This window comes from Klebsiella sp. TF21-TM, from assembly GCF_019753495.1.
GTDB lineage: Bacteria > Pseudomonadota > Gammaproteobacteria > Enterobacterales > Enterobacteriaceae > Klebsiella > Klebsiella quasipneumoniae.
In genome coordinates, this window is the sequence record NZ_JAIJYL010000046.1 from 1 (window position 1) to 19,341 (window position 19,341).

19 protein-coding genes are annotated in these 19,341 nt (G+C 62.9%); 16 read left to right on the forward strand and 3 right to left on the reverse strand.

Annotated features, from left to right (window positions below):
- Positions 1-367 precede the first annotated feature (367 nt).
- Positions 368-1,489, forward strand: coding sequence for a cupin domain-containing protein (locus tag K5R89_RS25295; RefSeq protein ID WP_023291817.1), 1,122 nt, complete (start codon positions 368-370; stop codon positions 1,487-1,489).
- A gap of 53 nt (positions 1,490-1,542) precedes the next feature.
- Here the strand turns inward: K5R89_RS25295 and K5R89_RS25300 are convergent, their stop codons facing one another.
- Both K5R89_RS25300 and cusR read right to left on the reverse strand, forming a co-directional pair.
- Complete coding sequence (locus K5R89_RS25300; RefSeq protein WP_072421488.1) at positions 1,543-2,985, reverse strand: Cu(+)/Ag(+) sensor histidine kinase; 1,443 nt, start codon at positions 2,983-2,985, stop codon at positions 1,543-1,545.
- Entirely contained in the window at positions 2,975-3,658 is a 684-nt protein-coding gene (cusR, locus tag K5R89_RS25305; RefSeq protein ID WP_004206716.1) for a copper response regulator transcription factor CusR, read from the reverse strand. Before cusR ends, K5R89_RS25300 begins: the two co-directional genes overlap by 11 nt.
- A 172-nt stretch (positions 3,659-3,830) precedes the next feature.
- Between cusR and K5R89_RS25310 the strand changes: the two genes are divergently transcribed.
- The 5 genes from K5R89_RS25310 (at position 3,831) to K5R89_RS25330 (ending at position 10,469) form a co-directional block, all read left to right on the forward strand.
- Positions 3,831-5,216, forward strand: coding sequence for an efflux transporter outer membrane subunit (locus tag K5R89_RS25310; RefSeq protein ID WP_087827503.1), 1,386 nt, complete (start codon positions 3,831-3,833; stop codon positions 5,214-5,216).
- Positions 5,217-5,233: 17 nt separating this feature from the next.
- Positions 5,234-5,578, forward strand: a complete 345-nt coding sequence (gene cusF, locus K5R89_RS25315) for a cation efflux system protein CusF (RefSeq protein WP_065813362.1) — start codon at positions 5,234-5,236, stop codon at positions 5,576-5,578.
- A gap of 44 nt (positions 5,579-5,622) precedes the next feature.
- A complete protein-coding gene (locus K5R89_RS25320) occupies positions 5,623-6,888 on the forward strand; it encodes an efflux RND transporter periplasmic adaptor subunit (RefSeq protein WP_087827500.1) in 1,266 nt (421 codons plus the stop codon).
- An 11-nt stretch (positions 6,889-6,899) separates the two neighbouring features.
- Positions 6,900-10,049, forward strand: coding sequence for a CusA/CzcA family heavy metal efflux RND transporter (locus tag K5R89_RS25325; protein ID WP_217259624.1), 3,150 nt, complete (start codon positions 6,900-6,902; stop codon positions 10,047-10,049).
- 72 nt (positions 10,050-10,121) lie between these two features.
- Positions 10,122-10,469 carry a DUF1294 domain-containing protein gene (locus K5R89_RS25330; protein ID WP_032454727.1) on the forward strand — a complete coding sequence of 116 codons (348 nt, stop codon included), beginning with the start codon at positions 10,122-10,124 and terminating at the stop codon, positions 10,467-10,469.
- A gap of 9 nt (positions 10,470-10,478) precedes the next feature.
- On the opposite strand, the gene K5R89_RS25335 is transcribed toward K5R89_RS25330, so the two are convergent.
- On the reverse strand, positions 10,479-11,012 hold the full coding sequence (locus tag K5R89_RS25335) for a lipocalin family protein (protein ID WP_002887259.1): 534 nt from the start codon (positions 11,010-11,012) through the stop codon (positions 10,479-10,481).
- 116 nt (positions 11,013-11,128) lie between these two features.
- On the opposite strand from K5R89_RS25335, the gene K5R89_RS25340 reads away from it, so the two are divergent.
- From K5R89_RS25340 to K5R89_RS25385, 10 genes are all read left to right on the forward strand, one after another.
- Positions 11,129-11,857, forward strand: coding sequence for a MerR family transcriptional regulator (locus tag K5R89_RS25340; RefSeq protein WP_002887258.1), 729 nt, complete (start codon positions 11,129-11,131; stop codon positions 11,855-11,857).
- 231 nt (positions 11,858-12,088) lie between these two features.
- The gene (locus tag K5R89_RS25345; protein WP_023291810.1) at positions 12,089-12,523 is read left to right on the forward strand and encodes a nuclear transport factor 2 family protein; all 435 of its coding nucleotides are present in this window, start codon (positions 12,089-12,091) and stop codon (positions 12,521-12,523) included.
- The gene (locus K5R89_RS25350) at positions 12,520-13,239 is read left to right on the forward strand and encodes an SDR family NAD(P)-dependent oxidoreductase (RefSeq protein WP_023291809.1); all 720 of its coding nucleotides are present in this window, start codon (positions 12,520-12,522) and stop codon (positions 13,237-13,239) included. The genes K5R89_RS25345 and K5R89_RS25350 overlap by 4 nt, the downstream gene beginning before the upstream one ends.
- Positions 13,236-14,495: an NAD(P)/FAD-dependent oxidoreductase gene (locus K5R89_RS25355; protein ID WP_217259625.1), complete on the forward strand. Its 1,260-nt coding sequence runs from the start codon at positions 13,236-13,238 to the stop codon at positions 14,493-14,495. Before K5R89_RS25350 ends, K5R89_RS25355 begins: the two co-directional genes overlap by 4 nt.
- Before the next feature lies 1 nt (position 14,496).
- A complete protein-coding gene (locus K5R89_RS25360; protein WP_087827502.1) occupies positions 14,497-15,219 on the forward strand; it encodes a DUF1365 domain-containing protein in 723 nt (240 codons plus the stop codon).
- Positions 15,216-16,436 (forward strand): cyclopropane-fatty-acyl-phospholipid synthase family protein, encoded by a 1,221-nt coding sequence (locus tag K5R89_RS25365; protein ID WP_217259626.1) that lies wholly within the window; start codon positions 15,216-15,218, stop codon positions 16,434-16,436. The genes K5R89_RS25360 and K5R89_RS25365 overlap by 4 nt, the downstream gene beginning before the upstream one ends.
- A complete protein-coding gene (locus tag K5R89_RS25370) occupies positions 16,433-16,918 on the forward strand; it encodes a DUF2878 domain-containing protein (protein WP_023291806.1) in 486 nt (161 codons plus the stop codon). Before K5R89_RS25365 ends, K5R89_RS25370 begins: the two co-directional genes overlap by 4 nt.
- Positions 16,915-17,439, forward strand: coding sequence for a hypothetical protein (locus tag K5R89_RS25375; RefSeq protein WP_065806277.1), 525 nt, complete (start codon positions 16,915-16,917; stop codon positions 17,437-17,439). The genes K5R89_RS25370 and K5R89_RS25375 overlap by 4 nt, the downstream gene beginning before the upstream one ends.
- The gene (locus K5R89_RS25380) at positions 17,436-17,987 is read left to right on the forward strand and encodes a DUF3833 domain-containing protein (RefSeq protein WP_032454720.1); all 552 of its coding nucleotides are present in this window, start codon (positions 17,436-17,438) and stop codon (positions 17,985-17,987) included. Before K5R89_RS25375 ends, K5R89_RS25380 begins: the two co-directional genes overlap by 4 nt.
- Positions 17,984-18,943 carry a DUF523 and DUF1722 domain-containing protein gene (locus K5R89_RS25385; protein WP_004206730.1) on the forward strand — a complete coding sequence of 320 codons (960 nt, stop codon included), beginning with the start codon at positions 17,984-17,986 and terminating at the stop codon, positions 18,941-18,943. Before K5R89_RS25380 ends, K5R89_RS25385 begins: the two co-directional genes overlap by 4 nt.
- Positions 18,944-19,341 lie beyond the last annotated feature (398 nt).

Below are 19,341 nucleotides of genomic sequence, written 5' to 3' on the forward strand. Positions count from 1 at the left end.
TTTTTCTCTTCAACCGAACCGGCTGTTTGTGTGAAGTGATTCACATCTGCCGTGTCAGTGGGAGCGCATTATAGGGAGTTCGCCGGAAGTAGCAAGGGTTAAAATAGAAAAATCTTATCGACCGCTCATTATTTGAACTTTTCGCTTATTCCTCTTCCTACCATTAAAGCCGTCATCCCAGTGTTCATGCGGCCTGCAGCGTAGTTAACTCGAAAATCGGTTTTTGGCAAAAATGTGATTTTTCTCTCTTACCCAACGCCATTATCGCGCCGATGGTGAATTAAGCGCCACTCTTGACCCACGACAAAGCGCCCGCCCAGCCCCCGTTTCTATAATCAGGCCCGTTTCTTCTTACTGGTAATAATCGATGGCTTATCAACTCAACATTAACTGGCCCGAGTTTTTAGAGAAATACTGGCAAAAGCAGCCGGTGGTTTTAAAAAACGCGTTTCCGGACTTCGTCGACCCGATTACCCCGGACGAGCTGGCCGGGTTAGCCATGGAGCCGGAAGTCGACAGCCGGCTGGTCAGTCTGGCCAACGGTAAATGGCAGGCCAGCAATGGACCTTTTGAACATTTCGATGGCCTGGGCGAGACCGGCTGGTCGCTGCTGGCCCAGGCGGTAAACCACTGGCATATGCCGGCCGCCGAGCTGGTGCGACCGTTCCGCGTACTGCCGGACTGGCGTCTGGACGACCTGATGATCTCCTTCTCCGTCCCCGGCGGCGGCGTCGGCCCCCATATCGATCAGTATGACGTCTTTATTATTCAGGGCATGGGCAGCCGCCGCTGGCGCGTGGGCGATAAGCTGCCGATGCGTCAGTTCTGCCCGCATCCCGCGCTGCTGCACGTCGACCCGTTCCCGCCGATTATTGATGAGGATCTGCAGCCGGGCGATATCCTCTATATTCCGCCGGGATTCCCGCACGATGGTATCACCCACGAAACCGCGCTGAACTACTCCGTGGGTTTCCGCGGGCCAAACGGGCGCGACCTGATCAGCAGCTTCGCCGACTATGTGCTGGAGAACGATCTCGGCGGCGAGCACTACAGCGATCCGGACCTCACCTGCCGCGAGCATCCGGGCCGGGTTGAAGAGTATGAACTCGAACGTCTGCGCGGCATGATGATCGACATGATTCGCCAGCCGGAAGACTTCAAGCAGTGGTTCGGCAGTTTCGTCACCACCCCGCGTCACGAGCTGGATATTGCGCCGGCGGAACCACCGTATGAAGAAGAGGAAGTCGTCGATGCGCTGCTGGGCGGCGAAAAACTTTCTCGCCTGAGCGGCCTGCGCGTTCTGCATATCGGCGACAGCTTCTTCGTGCATAGCGAACAGCTGGACACCACCGATGCCGAAGCGCTGGATGCATTATGCCGCTATACCTCATTAGGCCAGGAGGAGCTCGGCAGCGGCCTGCAAAACCCGGCGTTTGTGAGCGAACTGACGCGCCTGATTAATCAAGGCTACTGGTACTTCGAAGAGTAAACCGCGGTACGATTACGGGCAGCCGCCTGGCGCTGCCCGCTGGCTATCAGCCGTTATTGCGCCTGTTTCGGCAGCACCACAATAAACCGCGTCGAGCGCAGATCGGACTGCGCCGCCACGCTGCCGTGGTGGGCGCTGACGATGGATTTCACAATCGCCAGGCCGATGCCGCTGCCCTCCCCTTTGCGCTGGCGCGAGGGGTCGACGCGATAGAAACGGTCAAACAGCCGCGGCAGATGTTCGGCGGCAATCGGCGTACCGGGGTTCTCCACCACCAGGCGGATCGTCTCCGCGCTTTCGCTCAGCGCGATCGTCACCGCCTGGCCAGCCGGGGTGTAGCGGATCGCGTTCGACAGCAAGTTGCTGATCGCCCGCCGCAGCATCAGCGGATCGCCCGTCACCCGGCAGGGGCTGCCGTCAAAGCGCAGCGCTACCGCCTTCTCTTCCGCCCACGCCTCGAAAAACTCAAACACCTTATGCACCTCCTCAGCCAGATCCAGTTCCCGCTGTTCGGGGATCAGCTGGTTGTTATCGGCCTGGGCGAGGAACAGCATATCGCTGACCATCCGCGACATGCGCGAGAACTCTTCGAGATTGGAGTAGAGCACCTCTTCCAGCTCCTGCTGGCTGCGGCTCTGGCTTAAGGCGATTTCGGTTTGCGTCACCAGGTTGGTGATCGGCGTGCGGATCTCATGGGCGATATCGGCGGAGAAGTTCGACTGGCGGGTAAAGACATCCTCCATTCGCTCCAGCATATGGTTAAAGGACAGCGCCAGCCGCTCCAGTTCGATAGGCACCGCCTGCGGGTCGAGGCGCACGTCGAGATCCCGCGAGGTAATATTCTGGATCTGCCGGCTGATCTGGCGGATAGGCTTATGCCCCTGATAGACCACAAACAGCACGATGGCGATGATCAGCAGGCTGATTATCGACGCGGCGGAAATCAGCTTCGCTTTCAGCTCATTAATATAGTGCAGGTGAAAATCGATAGATAAGGCCATCAGCAGATGGTACGCCGGCTTGCCATCCGCCTGCTTGCCCAGCGGCAGCATGATCAGCCGCCAGGCACGGGTCTCCATTTGATGATTATCGTGCGCCATTGCCCGCGGCTGCGGGTCGGTCCATGAAATCACATTCCCGTCGCGCAGCTGCATCGCCAGGCCTGGCGTACTCAGCATATGGCTGAGATCCGGTCCGTTGGGCGACTGGAACAGAATATTGCCCTGCCCATCGTCCAGGCAGATAAAGACGTTGGCGTAGCCCGCAATGATATTCTTCACGATCTCCAGCCGCCGCGCCTGCGGGTAGTCAGCGTGGTCGAGGACCGTCTCCAGGGTGGTGCTGAGCTGCCTGAGATCGTGAACGTCGCGCTCTTCAAAATGCGCCTTCACCGAATGGATCATGATCCAGGTGAAGGCAAAGAAGGCGATGATGGTGGCGAGGCTAATAAAGAAACTCAGCCGGGTGGCCAGGGAAAAGGGGCGCTTAGCGACCATCCGGCACCTCAAGCATATAGCCGACACCGCGCACAGTCTGGATCAGTTTCGGCTCGAAGTCGTTATCGATTTTGGCGCGCAGCCGCTTCACCGCCACATCTATCGCGTTGGTATCGCTGTCGAAATTCATATCCCACACCTGCGAGGCAATCAGCGAACGCGGCAGCACTTCGCCCTGATGGCGCAGGAAGAACTCCAGCAGAGTGAACTCCTTGCTGGTCAGGGTGATGCGGGTGGCGCCGCGCGTCACCTTACGGCTGACCAGATCGACGCTGAGATCCGCCGCCTGAAACTGGCTTTCGACAATGACCGCCGCCCCGCGACGCAGCAGCGTCCGCACCCGCGCCAGCAGTTCCGCAAAGGCGAACGGCTTCACCAGATAGTCGTCGGCGCCCAGCTCCAGCCCCTTCACCCGATGCTCAATGGTGCCCAACGCGGTAAGCAGCAGGATCGGCATGCCTTTCCCGGCGGCGCGCAGCATGCGCACGATATCCCAGCCGTTCACGTCCGGCAGCATGATGTCGAGGATCAGCAGATCATAGTCGCCGGTCATCGCCAGGTGATAGCCGTTAAGGCCGTTATCGGCCAGGTCGACGACGAAGCCAGCCTCGGTGAGCCCTTTGGTCAGGTACTCCCCGGTTTTCTTCTCATCTTCGACAATCAAAATCTTCACCGCCGGCTCCTTCACGCGCGTTCTGTGCGGGTATTCAATTTTAGAGGAGCGCCTCCGGATAGCAATGAAATATCAGGAAAATGACAGCTTTGTCATTTTCCTGTCACGTCCTGAACAGAGGCCGCTACGTAAAGTAGCCGCCATGGATAAATCGTCGAAAACGTCTGCCGCCATGCGCCCAATAACGCTTCTTACCCTCAGCGTGATACTCGCCTTAACCGGCTGTGTCTCGCTCGCTCCGGACTACCAGCGCCCCGCCGCGCCGGTACCGCAGCAGTTCTCTCTCAGCCAGAACAAGCTGGTTCCCGCAACCGCGAGCTATCAGGAGACCGGCTGGCGAACCTTTTTCGTCGACCCGCAGGTGAAAAGCCTGATAGGCACCGCGCTGACCAACAACCGCGATCTGCGGATGGCGACGCTGAAAGTGCAGGAAGCCCGCGCCCAGTATCGGGTGACCGATGCCGACCGCTACCCGCAATTGAACGGTGACGGTAGCACCACCTACGGCGGCAAGCTTAAAGGCGACACCACCACCAGCAGCGATTACGCCGCCGGGCTGAATCTCAACTATGACCTCGACTTCTTTGGCCGGCTGAAAAACCTCAGCGAGGCCGACCGGGAGAACTTCTTCGCCAGCGAAGAGGCACGGCGCGCAGTGCATATCCTGCTGATTGCTAACGTTTCACAAAGCTACTTCAACCAGCGGCTGGCGGCAGCGCAGCTGCAGGTGGCCAACGACACCCTGCAAAACTATCAGCAATCTTATGCGTTCGTTGAAAAACAGCTGCTGACCGGCAGCACCACCGTCCTGGCGCTGGAGCAGGCGCGGGGGATGATCGAGAGCACCCGCGCCGAGATCGCCAGGCGGCAGGGCCAGCTGGCGCAGGCTAATAACGCTCTGCAACTGTTGCTCGGTAGTTATCAACATCTGCCGGACGATAGCGCCAGCAGCGCCGTCGACCTGCAAGGCGTAACCCTGCCGCCGTCGCTCTCTTCAGCGATCCTGCTGCAGCGGCCGGATATTTTAGCGGCCGAACACAGCCTGCGGGCGGCCAACGCTAACATCGGCGCCGCGCGGGCGGCCTTCTTCCCGTCGATCACCCTGACCAGCTCGCTCTCCGGCAGCAGCAGCGAGCTCGCCAGCCTGTTTAACGCCGGCAGCGCGATGTGGAACTTCATCCCCAAAATCGACATTCCGATTTTCAACGCCGGGCGCAATCAGGCCAACCTCGATCTGGCGGAGATCCGCCAGCAGCAGCAGGTGGTCAACTACGAGCAAAAAATTCAGTCCGCTTTTAAGGAAGTGGCCGACGCGCTGGCCCTGCGCCAAAGCCTGGCCGATCAGATCGCCGCCCAGGAGCGCTATCTCGCTTCACTCAATATCACCCTGCAGCGCGCCACCGCGCTCTATCGCCACGGCGCGGTCAGCTACATCGAAGTGCTGAGCGCCCAGCGCGATATTTTCACCACCCGACAAACCCTGCTGGAACTCAACTATTCCCGTCAGGCAAATGAAATCACCCTGTTCACCGCCCTCGGCGGCGGCTGGATGGAATAACCCGAGGAGTCTTGATTATGAATTCACTGTCTAAAGTCGCCCTGTTCACTCTGATTTCTGGCGCGGTGTTCGCCGCCCAGGCCGCCGACCCGCACGCCGGCATGGCGATGCACGAACAGCCCGCCGCCGCGCAGACGCAAAGCATCAGCGGCAAAGGGGTCATTAAAGCCATTGATATGGATAGCAAAAAAATCACCATTGCCCACGAAGCCATCCCGGCGGTGAACTGGCCGCCGATGACCATGCGCTTCACCATCACCCCGCAGACCCAGCTCAACAATGTGAAGGACGGCGACAGCGTGGACTTCACCTTCTTTCAGCAGGGCAATCTGTCGCTGTTACAGGATATCCGCGCCCACTAATGGCCCGGCGACGGTAGGCTCCTCAACAACTGAATGGACGACACATGGCATCCCTAACACTGAAAAACACGGCGCTGATCCTCGGCAGCATGGCGATCGGCGGCGCGCTCACCGCAGCGCTGTATACCCGGATGGCGCCGCCCCTCGACGCTACCGCCGCCGCCCCGGCGGCCGAGCAGCAGCGAAAAGTGCTGTTCTGGTACGACCCGATGTACCCGAACACCCGCTTTGATAAACCGGGTAAATCGCCGTTTATGGATATGGACCTGGTGCCGAAATACGCCGATGAGGAGAGTGCCGCCGCCGGTGCGCCGGGGGTGCGTATCGACCCGACGCAGACCCAGAATCTCGGGGTGAAAACCGCCGCCGTCACCCGCGGGCCGCTGCGCTACGCCCAGACCTTCCCGGCCAACATCAGCTACAACGAGTACCAGTACGTGATTATGCAGGCGCGGGCGGCGGGCTTTATCAATAAAGTCTATCCCCTGACCGTCGGCGACAAAGTGCAACAAGGTACGCCGCTGCTGGAACTGACCATCCCGGACTGGGTGGAAGCGCAGAGCGAATACCTGCTATTGCAGGAGACCGGCGGCACCGCCACCCAGGTCGAGGGGATCCTCGAGCGGCTGCGTCTCGCCGGAATGCCGGACGACGATATCCGCCGCCTGAAAGCCACGCGCAAGATCCAGACCCGCTTCACCCTCAAGGCGCCCATCGACGGGGTGATCACCGCCTTCGATCTGCGCGCCGGAATGAACATCGCCAAAGATAACGTGGTGGCGAAAATTCAGGGCATGGACCCGGTGTGGGTCAGCGTGGCGGTCCCCGAGTCCATCGCCTGGCTGATTAAAGACGCCTCGCAGTTCCGCATTCAGGTTCCCGCCTGGCCGGACAAAACCTTCCGCATCAGCAAATGGACGATTCTCCCCAGCGTCGATAGCGCCACCCGCACCCTGCAGCTACGCCTGCAGGTGAACAACCTGGATGAAGCGCTGAAGCCGGGGATGAACGCCTATCTGCAGCTGACCAGTGACAGCGAACCGATGCTGCTGATCCCCTCCAAAGCGCTGATCGACAGCGGCAGCGAGCAGCGGGTGATCACCATGGATAACGAGGGCCGCTTCGTGCCGAAGCAGGTCCAGGTTTTCCATGAATCCAATGGCGTCACGGCCATTCGCAGCGGGCTGAAGGAGGGCGAGAAGGTGGTCGCCAGCGGCCTGTTCCTGATCGACTCGGAAGCCAATATCGCCGGCGCGCTGGAGCGCATGCGCGCGCAGGCCCCTGATGCCGCTGCCGCCCACGCGCACTGAGGAACGGAACAATGATTGAATGGATTATCCGCCGCTCGGTGGCCAACCGCTTCCTGGTGATGATGGGCGCGCTGTTTCTCAGCCTCTGGGGGACCTGGACCATCGTCCACACCCCGGTGGACGCCCTGCCGGATCTCTCCGACGTACAGGTGATCGTCAAAACCAGCTATCCGGGGCAGGCGCCGCAGATCGTCGAAAACCAGGTCACCTGGCCGCTAACCACCACCATGCTGTCGGTGCCCGGCGCCAGAACGGTGCGCGGCTTCTCGCAGTTTGGCGACTCTTATGTGTATGTGATTTTTGAAGACGGCACCGATCCTTACTGGGCGCGCTCGCGGGTGCTGGAGTATCTCAACCAGGTGCAGGGCAAACTGCCCGCCGGGGTCAGCGCCGAAATGGGCCCGGACGCCACCGGCGTCGGCTGGGTCTTCGAGTACGCGCTGGTCGACCGCAGCGGCAAGCACGATCTCGCCGAACTGCGCTCCCTGCAGGACTGGTTCTTAAAATATGAGCTGAAAACCATTCCTAACGTCTCGGAAGTGGCGTCGGTGGGCGGCGTGGTCAAGGAGTACCAGATTGTCGTCGACCCGATGAAGCTGACCCAGTACGGCATCAGCCTCGGCGAGGTGAAATCGGCGCTGGACGCTTCTAACCAGGAGGCGGGCGGCTCTTCGGTCGAACTGGCGGAAGCCGAATATATGGTGCGCGCCAGCGGCTATCTGCAGACCCTCGACGACTTCAAAAACATTGTACTGAAAACCGGCGATAACGGCGTGCCGGTCTATCTCGGCGACGTCGCGCGGGTGCAGGTCGGCCCGGAGATGCGCCGCGGCATTGCCGAACTGAACGGAGAAGGCGAAGTGGCCGGCGGCGTGGTGATCCTGCGCTCCGGCAAGAACGCCCGGGAAGCGATCTCGGCGGTCAAAGAAAAACTGGCGTCGCTGCAAAGTAGCCTGCCGGAAGGGGTTGAAGTGGTCACCACCTACGACCGCAGCCAGCTTATCGACCGCGCCATCGATAACCTCAGCCACAAGCTGCTGGAAGAGTTTATCGTCGTCGCCCTGGTCTGCGCCCTGTTCCTGTGGCACGTGCGCTCGGCGCTGGTGGCGATTATCTCCCTGCCGCTCGGCCTGTGCTTCGCCTTTATCATGATGCATTTCCAGGGGCTCAACGCCAACATCATGTCGCTGGGCGGGATCGCCATTGCGGTGGGGGCGATGGTCGATGCCGCCATCGTGATGATTGAGAACGCCCACAAACGGCTGGAGGAGTGGACGCATCAGCATCCGGGAGAGAAGCTCGGCAACGACAGGCGCTGGAAAATCATTACCGATGCCTCGGTGGAGGTTGGCCCGGCGCTGTTTATCAGCCTGCTGATCATCACCCTGTCGTTTATCCCCATTTTCACCCTCGAAGGCCAGGAGGGCAAACTGTTCGGCCCGCTGGCCTTCACCAAAACCTGGTCGATGGCCGGAGCGGCGCTGCTGGCGATCATGGTGATCCCGATCCTGATGGGCTTCTGGATCCGCGGCAGGATCCCGGCGGAGAGCAGCAACCCGCTGAACCGCTTTTTGATCCGCATTTACCATCCGCTGCTGCTGAAGGTCCTGCACTGGCCGAAGACCACCCTGCTGATCGCGCTCCTGTCGATCTTGACGGTTGTCTGGCCGCTTAACCGGGTCGGCGGCGAGTTTCTGCCGCAGATCAACGAGGGCGATCTGCTGTATATGCCGTCAACGCTGCCCGGGATCTACGCCTCGCAGGCGGCGGATATGCTGCAGAAGACCGACAAGCTGATCATGACGGTGCCGGAGGTGGCGCGGGTGTTCGGCAAAACGGGTAAGGCAGACACCGCTACCGACTCAGCGCCGCTGGAGATGGTGGAGACCACTATTCAGCTCAAACCGCAGGATCAATGGCGGCCGGGGATGACCATGGAGAAGATCGTCGACGAACTGGACAAAACCGTGCGCCTGCCGGGGCTGGCGAACCTGTGGGTGCCGCCGATCCGCAACCGCATCGACATGCTCTCCACCGGCATCAAGAGCCCGATCGGCATTAAAGTTTCCGGCACTAACCTGGCCGATATCGACGCCATCGCCGGGCAAATTGAGGGGGTGGCGCGCAGCGTGCCGGGCGTGACCTCGGCGTTAGCCGAGCGGCTGGTGGGCGGGCGCTACCTCGACATTGATATTCAGCGTGAGAAGGCGGCCCGCTACGGGATGACCGTCGGCGACGTGCAGCTGTTCGTCTCGTCCGCCATCGGCGGGGCGATGGTTGGCGAGACCGTGGAAGGCGTCGAGCGCTACCCGATCAACATCCGCTACCCGCAGAGCTATCGCGACAGCCCGCAGACCCTGCGCCAGCTGCCGATCCTCACCCCGCTGAAGCAGCAGATCGTCCTCGGCGACGTCGCCGAGGTGAAGGTGGTCAGCGGGCCATCGATGCTGAAGACCGAGAACGCCCGCCCCACCAGCTGGATCTACATCGACGCCCGCGACCGCGACATGGTGTCAGTGGTGCACGATCTGCAGCAGGCCATCGGCAAGGAGGTGAAGCTGAAGCCGGGCATCAGCGTGTCGTATTCCGGGCAGTTTGAGCTGCTGGAGCGCGCCAATCAGAAGCTGAAGCTGATGGTGCCGATGACGTTGATGATTATCTTTGTGCTGCTGTACCTGGCGTTCCGCCGCGTCGGCGAGGCGCTGCTGATCATCGCCAGCGTGCCGTTCGCCCTTGTGGGCGGGATCTGGTTCCTCTACTGGATGGGCTTCCATCTGTCGGTGGCCACCGGCACCGGCTTTATCGCCCTGGCCGGGGTGGCCGCGGAGTTTGGCGTGGTGATGCTGATGTACCTGCGCCACGCCATCGAGGCGGAGCCGGCGCTGGAGAACCCGCAGACCTTCAGCGCCGGGAAGCTCGACGAGGCGCTGTATCAGGGGGCAGTACTGCGCGTGCGGCCGAAGGCGATGACCGTGGCGGTGATTATCGCCGGCCTGCTGCCGATTTTGTGGGGCACCGGCGCCGGGTCGGAGGTGATGAGCCGCATCGCCGCGCCGATGATTGGCGGAATGATCACCGCCCCGCTGCTGTCGCTGTTTATTATTCCGGCGGCGTATAAGCTGATGTGGCTGTCCCGGCATCGTGGCAAGCGCGGCCGCTAGCCCACCGCGTTTACGCCGGTCCGGGAAATTGGCTATAGTGGCGCCATTCTTCTGGCCGGCGTGAACGTCCCTATGAATCTGAACCTGGTATGTTATTCCCTGCTGCTGCTCACCGCTGTGGGCAGCGCCCTGCTCCCCTACCCGCTGGCGATGTGGTTTTTACTGAGCAGCCTTCTGACATGGCTTATCTATGGCGCCGACAAGCTGGCGGCGCGCAAAGCCTGGCGACGGGTGCCGGAAACCACGCTGCTGGTGCTCGGCCTGGCGGGAGGCTGGCCGGGGGCGATCCTCGGCCAGCAGTGTTTTCGCCATAAAACGCAAAAGCAGCCCTTCCGGACGTGGTTTTTCATCAGCGTGGCGCTGAACGTGGCGGCGCTGGCCGGGCTGTATGCGGTTTACTCTGGCATGCTCAGTCGCTAAGGGGCGAGGCTAGCGCGGCGTCTGGCGGATCCACACCAGTCGATCGACGTCAAAGCCCAGTTCGCGCGCGGTATTCAGGTAATCCTGCTTCACCGCCGCCGGAATGGTGGGGGTACGCGACAGGATCCACAGATAGTCGCGGTTGGGGCCGCTGACCAGCGCATACTGGTAGTCGTCGTCCAGACGGATCACGTTATAGCCGCCGTAGAATGGCCCGAAGAACGACACCTTCAGCGCCGCGGTGGTGGGGGCGCCGGTGAAATAGGCTTTCCCGTCGCTCTCATTCCAGCGTTTTTTGACCGGGTCATAACCGCGATTGACGACGCTGATCCCCCCGTCGCTGCGGGCGCCGTAGGTGGCGGTCACCTGCTCCAGGCCTCGCTCGAAGCGATTCTCCAGGCGGGCGACCTCATACCATTTCCCGAGGTAACGGCTGGCGTCAAACCCGCTAATCGGCTGAACGCCCTTCGGCGGGGTGGGCGATTTGCAGGCCACCAGGGTCAACGCGATAGCGACGCCAGTGACAACAGGCCATAGCTTCATGAGAACTCCTTTCATTTACGCGGTTGGGAAAAGTGTAGTGCAAAGCCGCTACACTTCACGCCAGCCGACGTGATTCGTAGTATATTGAGAATATTCTTTGTTAACAGGTGGCCTCCATGCCTTACTCCATCGGCGAATTTGCCCGACTTTGCGGGATAAATGCGACCACGCTTCGCGCCTGGCAGCGCCGCTATGGCCTGCTCAAGCCGCTGCGCACCGATGGTGGACACCGTCTGTACAGCGATGACGACGTCCAGCAGGCGCTTAAAATCCTCGACTGGGTGAAAAAAGGGGTGCCGGTCAGCCAGGTGAAGCCCCTGCTGTCGCGCCCCGGCGCGCGGCGCACCAACAACTGGCTGACGCTGCAGGAGACCATGCTGCAGCGGCTGAAAGAGGGAAAAATCGAGTCCCTGCGCCAGCTGATCTACGATGCCGGCCGCGAATATCCGCGCCAGGAGCTGGTGACCGAGGTGCTGCGTCCGCTGCGCAGCCAGGTCTCCGCCAACGTGCCGGCCATCATGACCCTGCGCGAAATCCTCGACGGCATCATCATCGCCTACACCTCGTTTTGCCTCGAAGGCGACAAGAAGGCGCCCGGGGACAACTTTCTGATCACCGGCTGGCACCTGACCGACGCCTGCGAAATTTGGCTTGAAGCGCTCAAACGCACCGGCCAGGGCCATCGCATCGACGTCCTGCCGGTGCCTCCCGCCGCGCTGGCGCCGGAGATTTTCCCCCAGCGCAACTGGCTGCTGGTCACCAGCGGCAAACTCTCCGCCGCTCGTCAGAGGCAGGTCGAACTCTGGCAGCAGCAGGTCGTCTCCCTCGAGGTGATCCCGCTCTAACCCCCGGTTTTCACTTACCCCCACTCTCTGTTCCGCCTGCGCCCGGCGGCACGGCGGGCGCACGTTTGCCCTTCGTGCAACCCGCGATTTTCACCCTTTAAAATACTAATCATAACAACATGATTTTAAACATAAATAAAATATATTTTTCCACAAACTTGGACAAATAATTTTATTTGTGTAAGTTTTAAGTATGCCATTACGCCACCGTGTTTAGCCAGGATGTGATCCATGAGCACCACGCCGTCCGTCATTCGTCGTTTTGTTGAGTACTACGCCGGGCTGGATGCGCAGCCGCCCACGGCGCTGGCCGCGCTGTACCATCCGGACGCGACGCTGAGCGATCCTTTTGGCCAGCACCAGGGGCTGTTCGCCATCCAGCGCTACTTTACCCATCTGCTGGCCAACGTGGAGCAGTGCCGGTTCACCATCGACGCGCCGCTCTGCGACGGTCAGCGGTTCGCCGTAACCTGGACCATGCACTGGTCGCATCCGCGTATTGCCGGCGGAGAAACCCTGGCCCTGCCGGGCTGCTCGGTGGTGGACATCGCCGGGGAGCAGGTTCTCCACCAGCGCGACTACTACGACGCCGGGGAGATGATCTACGAGCATCTTCCCCTGCTGGGCTGGGCGGTACGCGGCGTGAAGCGGAGGGTGCGCTCATGATGACGGTGCTTATCACTGGCGCCAGCTCCGGGATCGGCGCCGGCCTGGCGAAATCCTACGCGGCGGATGGCCACCTGGTCATCGCCTGCGGGCGCGATGCTTCGCGCCTGACGGCGCTGCAGCAGTTCAGCCCCAACATCAGCGCGCGCCTGTTCGATATGACAGACAGGGACGCCTGTCGCCAGGCGCTGACGGGCTGTTTTGCCGACCTGATCATTCTCTGCGCCGGCACCTGCGAATATCTCGACCACGGGCAGGTGGATGCCGCCCTCGTGGAGCGGGTGATGGCCACCAACTTCCTCGGGCCGGTGAACTGCCTGGCGGCGCTGCAGACGCAGCTGGAGGCAGGCGATCGGGTGGTGCTGGTCAGCTCCATGGCGCACTGGCTGCCCTTCCCGCGCGCGGAAGCCTATGGCGCCTCCAAGGCGGCGCTGACCTGGTTTGCCAATAGCCTGCGTCTGGACTGGGAGCCGAAAGGGGTCGCCGTCACGGTGGTCTCTCCAGGCTTCGTCGACACCCCGCTGACGCGCAAAAACGACTTTGCCATGCCCGGCCGGGTGAGCGTCGATCGGGCGGTGGCGGCGATCCGCCACGGCCTGGCGAAGGGCAAAAACCACATCGCCTTCCCCACCGGCTTCAGCCTGGCCCTGCGGCTGCTGGCCAGCCTGCCGTCAGGTATACAGCGCCTGCTGTTGCGCAGGATGGTGCGCTCATGAACATCGCCATCATCGGCAGCGGCATCGCCGGGCTGACCTGCGCCTGGCGGCTGGCCGGACACCATCAGGTGACGCTGTTCGAAGCGGGCGCCGCGCCGGGCGGCCACACCGCCACCGTGGATGTCGCCACGCCGCAGGGCTCCTGGGCCATCGATACCGGATTTATTGTCTACAACGATCGCACCTATCCGCGCTTTATGGGCCTGCTTAGCGAGCTGGGGATCGACGGGCAAAAAACACAGATGAGCTTCTCGGTCCACAGCCCGGCCAGCGGCCTGGAGTACAACGGCCACAGCCTGACCTCGCTCTTCGCCCAGCGGCGCAATCTGCTGAAGCCGGCCTTCTGGGGGCTGCTGAGCGAGATCGTCCGCTTCAACCGGCTGGCGAAACTGGCGCTGACCGAGGCGCTGGATCCGGGGGCGACGCTGGAGAGCTTCCTCGCCCGCCACCGCTTCAGCCCCTTCTTCGCCCGCCACTATATCCTGCCGATGGGGGCGGCCATCTGGTCGTCGTCGCTACAGGAGATGCGCCGCTTCCCGCTGCCGCTGTTTTTGCGCTTCTTTGAACACCACGGCCTGCTGGACATTCGCGATCGCCCGCAGTGGTACGTAGTGCCCGGCGGTTCCCGGGAATACGTTCGCGCCCTGCTCGCCAGGCTCGGCAACCGCCTGGACCTGCGGCTCAACGCGCCGGTGCAGCAGGTGGAGCGCCACCCGACAGGGGTTACCCTGCGGCTGGCGTCCGGGGAGGCGCATTTTGACCAGGTGATCTTCGCCTGCCACTCCGCGCAGGCGCTGGCGATGCTGGCGGCGCCCACCGACGCCGAACGCGAAGTTCTCGGGGACATCTGCTGGCAGCGCAACGAGGTGGTGCTGCACAGCGATCCGCGCTGGCTGCCGGCGCGTCAGCGCGCCTGGGCCAGCTGGAACTATCGCCTGAGCGACGGGGATCGGGCCCGGGCCTGCGTCACCTACAACATGAATATTCTCCAGGGGCTGCCCGCGGGCGCGCCGCTGTTCTGCGTCACCCTGAACCCGGACGCGCCGGTGGACGATCGCTACGTCTGGCAGCGCTTCGTCTATGAGCATCCGCTGTTTAACCCGCAAAGCTGGTCGGCCCAGCTGCGGCGCGACGAGATTAACGGCCAGCAGCGGAGCTGGTACTGCGGGGCCTACTGGTACAACGGCTTTCATGAGGACGGGGTGCGCAGCGCGCTCGACGTGGTGCAGGGCATCGCCGCGGCGGAGGGCAACTGAAATGAACAGCTGCCTCTATCAGGGCGTCCTGCGCCACCGTCGCCTGCAGCCGAAGGCGCACCACTTCGTCTACCGCCTGTTTATGGCCTGGCTTGACCTCGACGAACTGGACAGGCTGCCTGAGGCGGGCATCCGCCGCAACCGCCTGGCCGCCGCCGCCTGGTACGACGCCGATTATCCGCTGGGCGCGCCGCTGAAGGCTCAGGCGCTGAACCGGCTGGAGAGCCTGACCGGCTGCCGCCCGGCGGGACGCGTGATGCTCCTGACCCAGCTGCGCTACTTCGGCTTCCATTTTAATCCGGTCAACTTTTACTACTGCTATGACGAGGCCGACACCCTGCGCTGGGTGCTGGCCGAAGTGCGCAACACGCCGTGGAATGAGCGTCATTACTACGCGGTGGACGGCCAGCAGGTGCGCCCGCTGGAGAAAGCCTTTCACGTTTCGCCGTTTAACCCGATGGACATGGTCTATCACTGGCGCTTCAACGCGCCCGGCAAAACGCTGCACATGCATATTGAAAACCATCAGGCCAGCAAGGTGTTCGACGCCACGCTGGCCCTGAGCCGCGTGCCGTTAACCCGCGCCAACCTGCGCGGGCTGCTGCTGCGTCTGCCGATGATGACCCTGAAAACCGTCCTCGCCATCTACTGGCAGGCGCTGCGGCTGTGGCTGAAGCGCGTGCCGCTGTACAACCATCCTGTCAGCAGGAGTGAACGCTCATGACCGATCCCGTCTTTGCGCTTGAACCCGATGTGCCGCGCAACGTGCGGCTCGCGCGCTGGCTGCTCTTTCGTCTATTGAGCGGCCTCCGCGAAGGCTCGCTCACCGTGCGCGAAGGGGCGCAGACTTTTCATTTTGGCGACCCCGCCGCCGCGCTGCGCGCCGAGGCGCGGGTCTGCACGCCGGAGGTGTACTGGCGTCTGCTGACCGGCGGCAGCCTGGCGGCGGCCGAGGCCTGGATGGACGGCGACTGGGAGAGCCACCAGCTGACGGCGCTGCTGCAGATCCTTGCGCGCAACGGCGAGGTGCTGGGGCGTCTGGAGCGCGGCTTTCGTCTGCTGGGCAAGCCCGTCGCCCGCCTGCGCCACTGGACCCGCCGCAACACCCGCGCTCAGGCGCGGGAGAACATCGCCGCCCATTACGACCTCGGCAATGAATTTTATGCCCACTTTCTGGATGACGACCTGCTCTACTCCAGCGCGCTGTTTGCCGACGACCAGCAGGATCTGACCCAGGCCCAGCGGGCCAAGATGGCGCGCCTGTGCGACCAGCTGGCGCTCACTCCCGGCGATCATCTGCTGGAGATTGGCACCGGCTGGGGGGCGCTGGCCGAGTACGCCGCCCGCCATTACGGCTGCCGGGTCACCACCACCACCCTCTCCCGGGAGCAGCACCGCTGGGCTACCGAGCGCATGGCCCGCGCCGGGCTGCAGGATCGCGTCGAGGTGCTGCTCTGCGACTACCGCGATCTGCGCGGCGAGTACGACAAACTGGTGTCGGTGGAGATGATTGAAGCGGTTGGCCAGCGCTACCTGCCGGCCTTTTTCCGCACCTGTCAGGCGCGCCTGCGCCCGGGCGGCAAAATGGCCCTGCAGGCGATCACCATCCAGGATCAGCGCTATCGCCACTACAGCAAAAGCGTCGATTTTATCCAGCGCTACATCTTCCCGGGCGGCTTTTTGCCCAGCATCACGGCAATGAGCGAGCTGATGACCCGCCATACCGATTTTGTGGTGCGCAACCTGTTCGACATGGGCCCGGACTATGCCCGCACCCTGGCGCACTGGCGGCAGCGTTTTACCCATGCCTGGCAGGATATTGAAAAGCTCGGCTTTGATGAGCGCTTCCGCCGGATGTGGCTCTACTACTTCGGCTACTGCGAAGCCGGATTTAACGCCCGCACCATCAGCGTGGTGCAGCTCACCGCGGAGCGGGTATGACACGCCCGGCGCAGCACCTGCTGATGGCCCTCGCGTTCGATGTTTACTGGACGCTGGTGGTGATGTTGCGCGAGCGCGGCCTGCTGATCTGGCTGACGCTGGCGCTGTTCGCCTGGCTGCGGTTACCGGCGGCCAGTCGTCCGCCCGCTCTGCTGCTGGCCGCGGCGGGCTGCGGGCTGGACGCCTGCTGGGCGCTGGCGGGGCTGATTGATTTTCCCGGCGACAGCCTGCTGCCCCTGTGGATGGTGGCCCTGTGGCTGATGTTCGCCGTCGTCTGGACCCGGCTGACCCGCACCACGACGCTTCCCGGCTGGGTGCTGGCCGCGGCGGCTACCGTCGGCGGCCCGGTGGCCTACCTGATCGGCGCTCGCCTCGGAGCCATGACCCTGCTGGTACCGACGGCGCTTGCCGTGGCCGCCATGGCCTGCGGCTGGCTGGTGCTCATGCTGTTGTTCCATCTGGGGATGGGGAGGCAAAAATGAGATTCGCCCTGTTACTGCTGTGGCTGAGCGCCCTCGCCCCGGCGGCCCACGCCGCCGACTGGCTGACGTGGCGCCGCGTCGGCGAGGCGACCCTCACCTGGGGGCCGTTCACTGTCTATCACTCACAGCTGCGCACGCCCAATGGCCGGTATGCCGGCCCGCAGCAGGATCGGGCGCTGATCATCACCTACCGGCGCGACATCGATCGCGAGGCGCTGGTGGAGGCCACCCGCGACCAGTGGCAGGCGCAGGGCATTCTGCAGCAGGAGCCGCGCAGCGAAGCCTGGCTGCGCATGCTGCAGGGGATCTGGCCGGACGTCGCGCCGGGCAGCCAGCTGGCGTTCGTGGTCAGCGGCGGCGAGGGGCAGTTCTGGTACCGCGCCAGCGCCGCGCAGACCGCCTTTACCCCGCTCGGCCCGCGCCAGTCGGCGGCGTTCAGCACCCGCTTTCTCGCCATCTGGCTCGATCCGCGCACCACTTATCCCGAACTGCGTCAGCAGTTGATCGGAGGTACACCATGAAACGCATTCTGACACGTGGCCTGGCGCTGCTGATGCTGATGCTCGCCGGCTGCAGCACCGAGGTCACCGAGTACCGGCAGCAGCAGCCCGCCCTCGACATCTTCCACTATTTTCAGGGCCGAACCGAGGCGTGGGGGATGGTGCAGGATCGCCGCGGCAAACAGCTGCGCCGCTTCCATGTAGCGATCGATGGCGACGTCGTCGGCGACACCCTGACGCTCCATGAGCGCTTTGTCTATGACGATGGCGAGAAACAGCAGCGGGTGTGGCGCATTCGCCGCACCGGCGATAACCGTTATCAGGGCACCGCCGGGGATATCGAAGGCGTGGCCAGCGGCCAGGCGGCAGGCAATGCCTTTCACTGGCGCTACAGCATGAACGTCGAGGCCAGCGGCAGCCGGTGGCTGCTGCACTTTGACGACTGGATGTTCCTGCAGGACGGCAGCCATTTGTTTAACAAAACCGAGATGAAGAAATTCGGCATTACGGTGGCCACCGTGACCCTTTTCTTTACCCGAACCACAGCAGAAGAGAGGACAGCGCCATGAACACGCAACCTGTCATTGGGATCAGCGGATGTTTAACCGGCTCAGCCGTGCGATTCGACGGCGGGCATAAGCGTATGGGCTTTGTGATGGATGAGCTCGCGCAGTGGGTGGCGTTTAAGCCCGTCTGCCCGGAGATGGCGATCGGCCTGCCCGTTCCCCGCCCGGCGCTCCGGCTGGTGCAGACCCCGGTCGGGGAGATCCGCATGCGCTTCAGCCACGCCCCGCACGAGGATGTGACGGAGAAGATGGCCGATTTCGCCAACGCCCATCTGGCAACCCTGGGCGAGCTGTCGGGCTTTATCGTCTGCGCCAAATCGCCGAGCTGCGGGATGGAGCGCGTGCGGCTGTATGATGAAAAAGGCAATCGCGGGCGTAAGGAAGGCGTGGGGCTGTTTACCGGCGCCCTGATGGCGCGCTACCCGTGGCTGCCGGTGGAAGAGGATGGCCGGCTGCACGATCCGCTGCTGCGGGAGAATTTTGTCGAGCGCGTCTTCGCCCTGCATGAACTCAACGCCCTGCGCGCCCGCGGCCTGACCCGCCACGGCCTGCTGGCCTTTCACAGCCGCTACAAGCTGCAGCTGCTGGCTCACCACCAGGCGGGTTACCGCGAGATCGGCCCGTTCGTCGCCTCGCTGCATGAATGGGAGGATCTGGAGGCTTTCTTCGAGGTCTACCGCGAGAAGCTGATGGCGATCCTCAAGCGGCCCGCCTCGCGGAAAAACCACACCAACGTGCTGATGCATATTCAGGGTTATTTCCGCGACCAGCTGAACAGCCGCCAGCGCGGCGAGCTGCGGGAGGTGATCCTCAACTATCGCGCCGGGCTGCTGCCGATCCTCGCGCCGCTGACGCTGCTTAAGCACTATCTGGCCGAGTATCCGGATCGCTACCTGCAGGCGCAGAACTATTTTGACCCCTACCCGCAGGATCTTGCCCTGCGCCTGACGGTGAACTGAGGGAACCTGGGCCAGCTGCCCGGCGGCGCTGCGCTTGCCGGGCCTACGGGGGAAGGCGGTTTTCTGTAGGCCGGATAAGGCATTTATGTCGCCATCCGGCACTACCGCGGGTGCGGCGCCAGACCGCCCGGCGGCGCTGCGCTTGCCGGGCCTACGGGGGGTATCCCGCAGGCCTCCTCAGGAACGTAGGCCGGATAAGGCATTTATGCCGCCATCCGGCACTACCGCGGGTGCGGCGGCAGACCGCCCGGCGGCGCTGCGCTTGCCGGGCCTGGGGGTATCCCGCAGGCCTCCTCAGGAACGTAGACCGGATAAGGCATTTATGCCGCCATCCGGCATAAATGGAGCGCACCAGTCGTAGCCCGGCTAAGCGTAGCGCCAGCCGGGAACGCTCCTTC

Excerpts from the sequence above, each read along its gene's own strand:
- K5R89_RS25340 (WP_002887258.1), top strand. The coding sequence starts at position 11,129 with ATGCCTTACTCCATCGGCGAATTTGCCCGACTTTGCGGGATAAATGCG.
- K5R89_RS25355 (WP_217259625.1), top strand. The coding sequence starts at position 13,236 with ATGAACATCGCCATCATCGGCAGCGGCATCGCCGGGCTGACCTGCGCC.
- K5R89_RS25345 (WP_023291810.1), top strand. The coding sequence starts at position 12,089 with ATGAGCACCACGCCGTCCGTCATTCGTCGTTTTGTTGAGTACTACGCC.
- K5R89_RS25320 (WP_087827500.1), top strand. The coding sequence starts at position 5,623 with ATGGCATCCCTAACACTGAAAAACACGGCGCTGATCCTCGGCAGCATG.
- K5R89_RS25380 (WP_032454720.1), top strand. The coding sequence starts at position 17,436 with ATGAAACGCATTCTGACACGTGGCCTGGCGCTGCTGATGCTGATGCTC.
- K5R89_RS25365 (WP_217259626.1), top strand. The coding sequence starts at position 15,216 with ATGACCGATCCCGTCTTTGCGCTTGAACCCGATGTGCCGCGCAACGTG.
- K5R89_RS25330 (WP_032454727.1), top strand. The coding sequence starts at position 10,122 with ATGAATCTGAACCTGGTATGTTATTCCCTGCTGCTGCTCACCGCTGTG.
- K5R89_RS25300 (WP_072421488.1), bottom strand. The coding sequence starts at position 2,985 with ATGGTCGCTAAGCGCCCCTTTTCCCTGGCCACCCGGCTGAGTTTCTTT.
- K5R89_RS25295 (WP_023291817.1), top strand. The coding sequence starts at position 368 with ATGGCTTATCAACTCAACATTAACTGGCCCGAGTTTTTAGAGAAATAC.
- K5R89_RS25335 (WP_002887259.1), bottom strand. The coding sequence starts at position 11,012 with ATGAAGCTATGGCCTGTTGTCACTGGCGTCGCTATCGCGTTGACCCTG.
- K5R89_RS25360 (WP_087827502.1), top strand. The coding sequence starts at position 14,497 with ATGAACAGCTGCCTCTATCAGGGCGTCCTGCGCCACCGTCGCCTGCAG.
- K5R89_RS25385 (WP_004206730.1), top strand. The coding sequence starts at position 17,984 with ATGAACACGCAACCTGTCATTGGGATCAGCGGATGTTTAACCGGCTCA.
- cusF (WP_065813362.1), top strand. The coding sequence starts at position 5,234 with ATGAATTCACTGTCTAAAGTCGCCCTGTTCACTCTGATTTCTGGCGCG.
- K5R89_RS25375 (WP_065806277.1), top strand. The coding sequence starts at position 16,915 with ATGAGATTCGCCCTGTTACTGCTGTGGCTGAGCGCCCTCGCCCCGGCG.
- K5R89_RS25325 (WP_217259624.1), top strand. The coding sequence starts at position 6,900 with ATGATTGAATGGATTATCCGCCGCTCGGTGGCCAACCGCTTCCTGGTG.
- K5R89_RS25350 (WP_023291809.1), top strand. The coding sequence starts at position 12,520 with ATGATGACGGTGCTTATCACTGGCGCCAGCTCCGGGATCGGCGCCGGC.
- K5R89_RS25310 (WP_087827503.1), top strand. The coding sequence starts at position 3,831 with ATGCGCCCAATAACGCTTCTTACCCTCAGCGTGATACTCGCCTTAACC.
- K5R89_RS25370 (WP_023291806.1), top strand. The coding sequence starts at position 16,433 with ATGACACGCCCGGCGCAGCACCTGCTGATGGCCCTCGCGTTCGATGTT.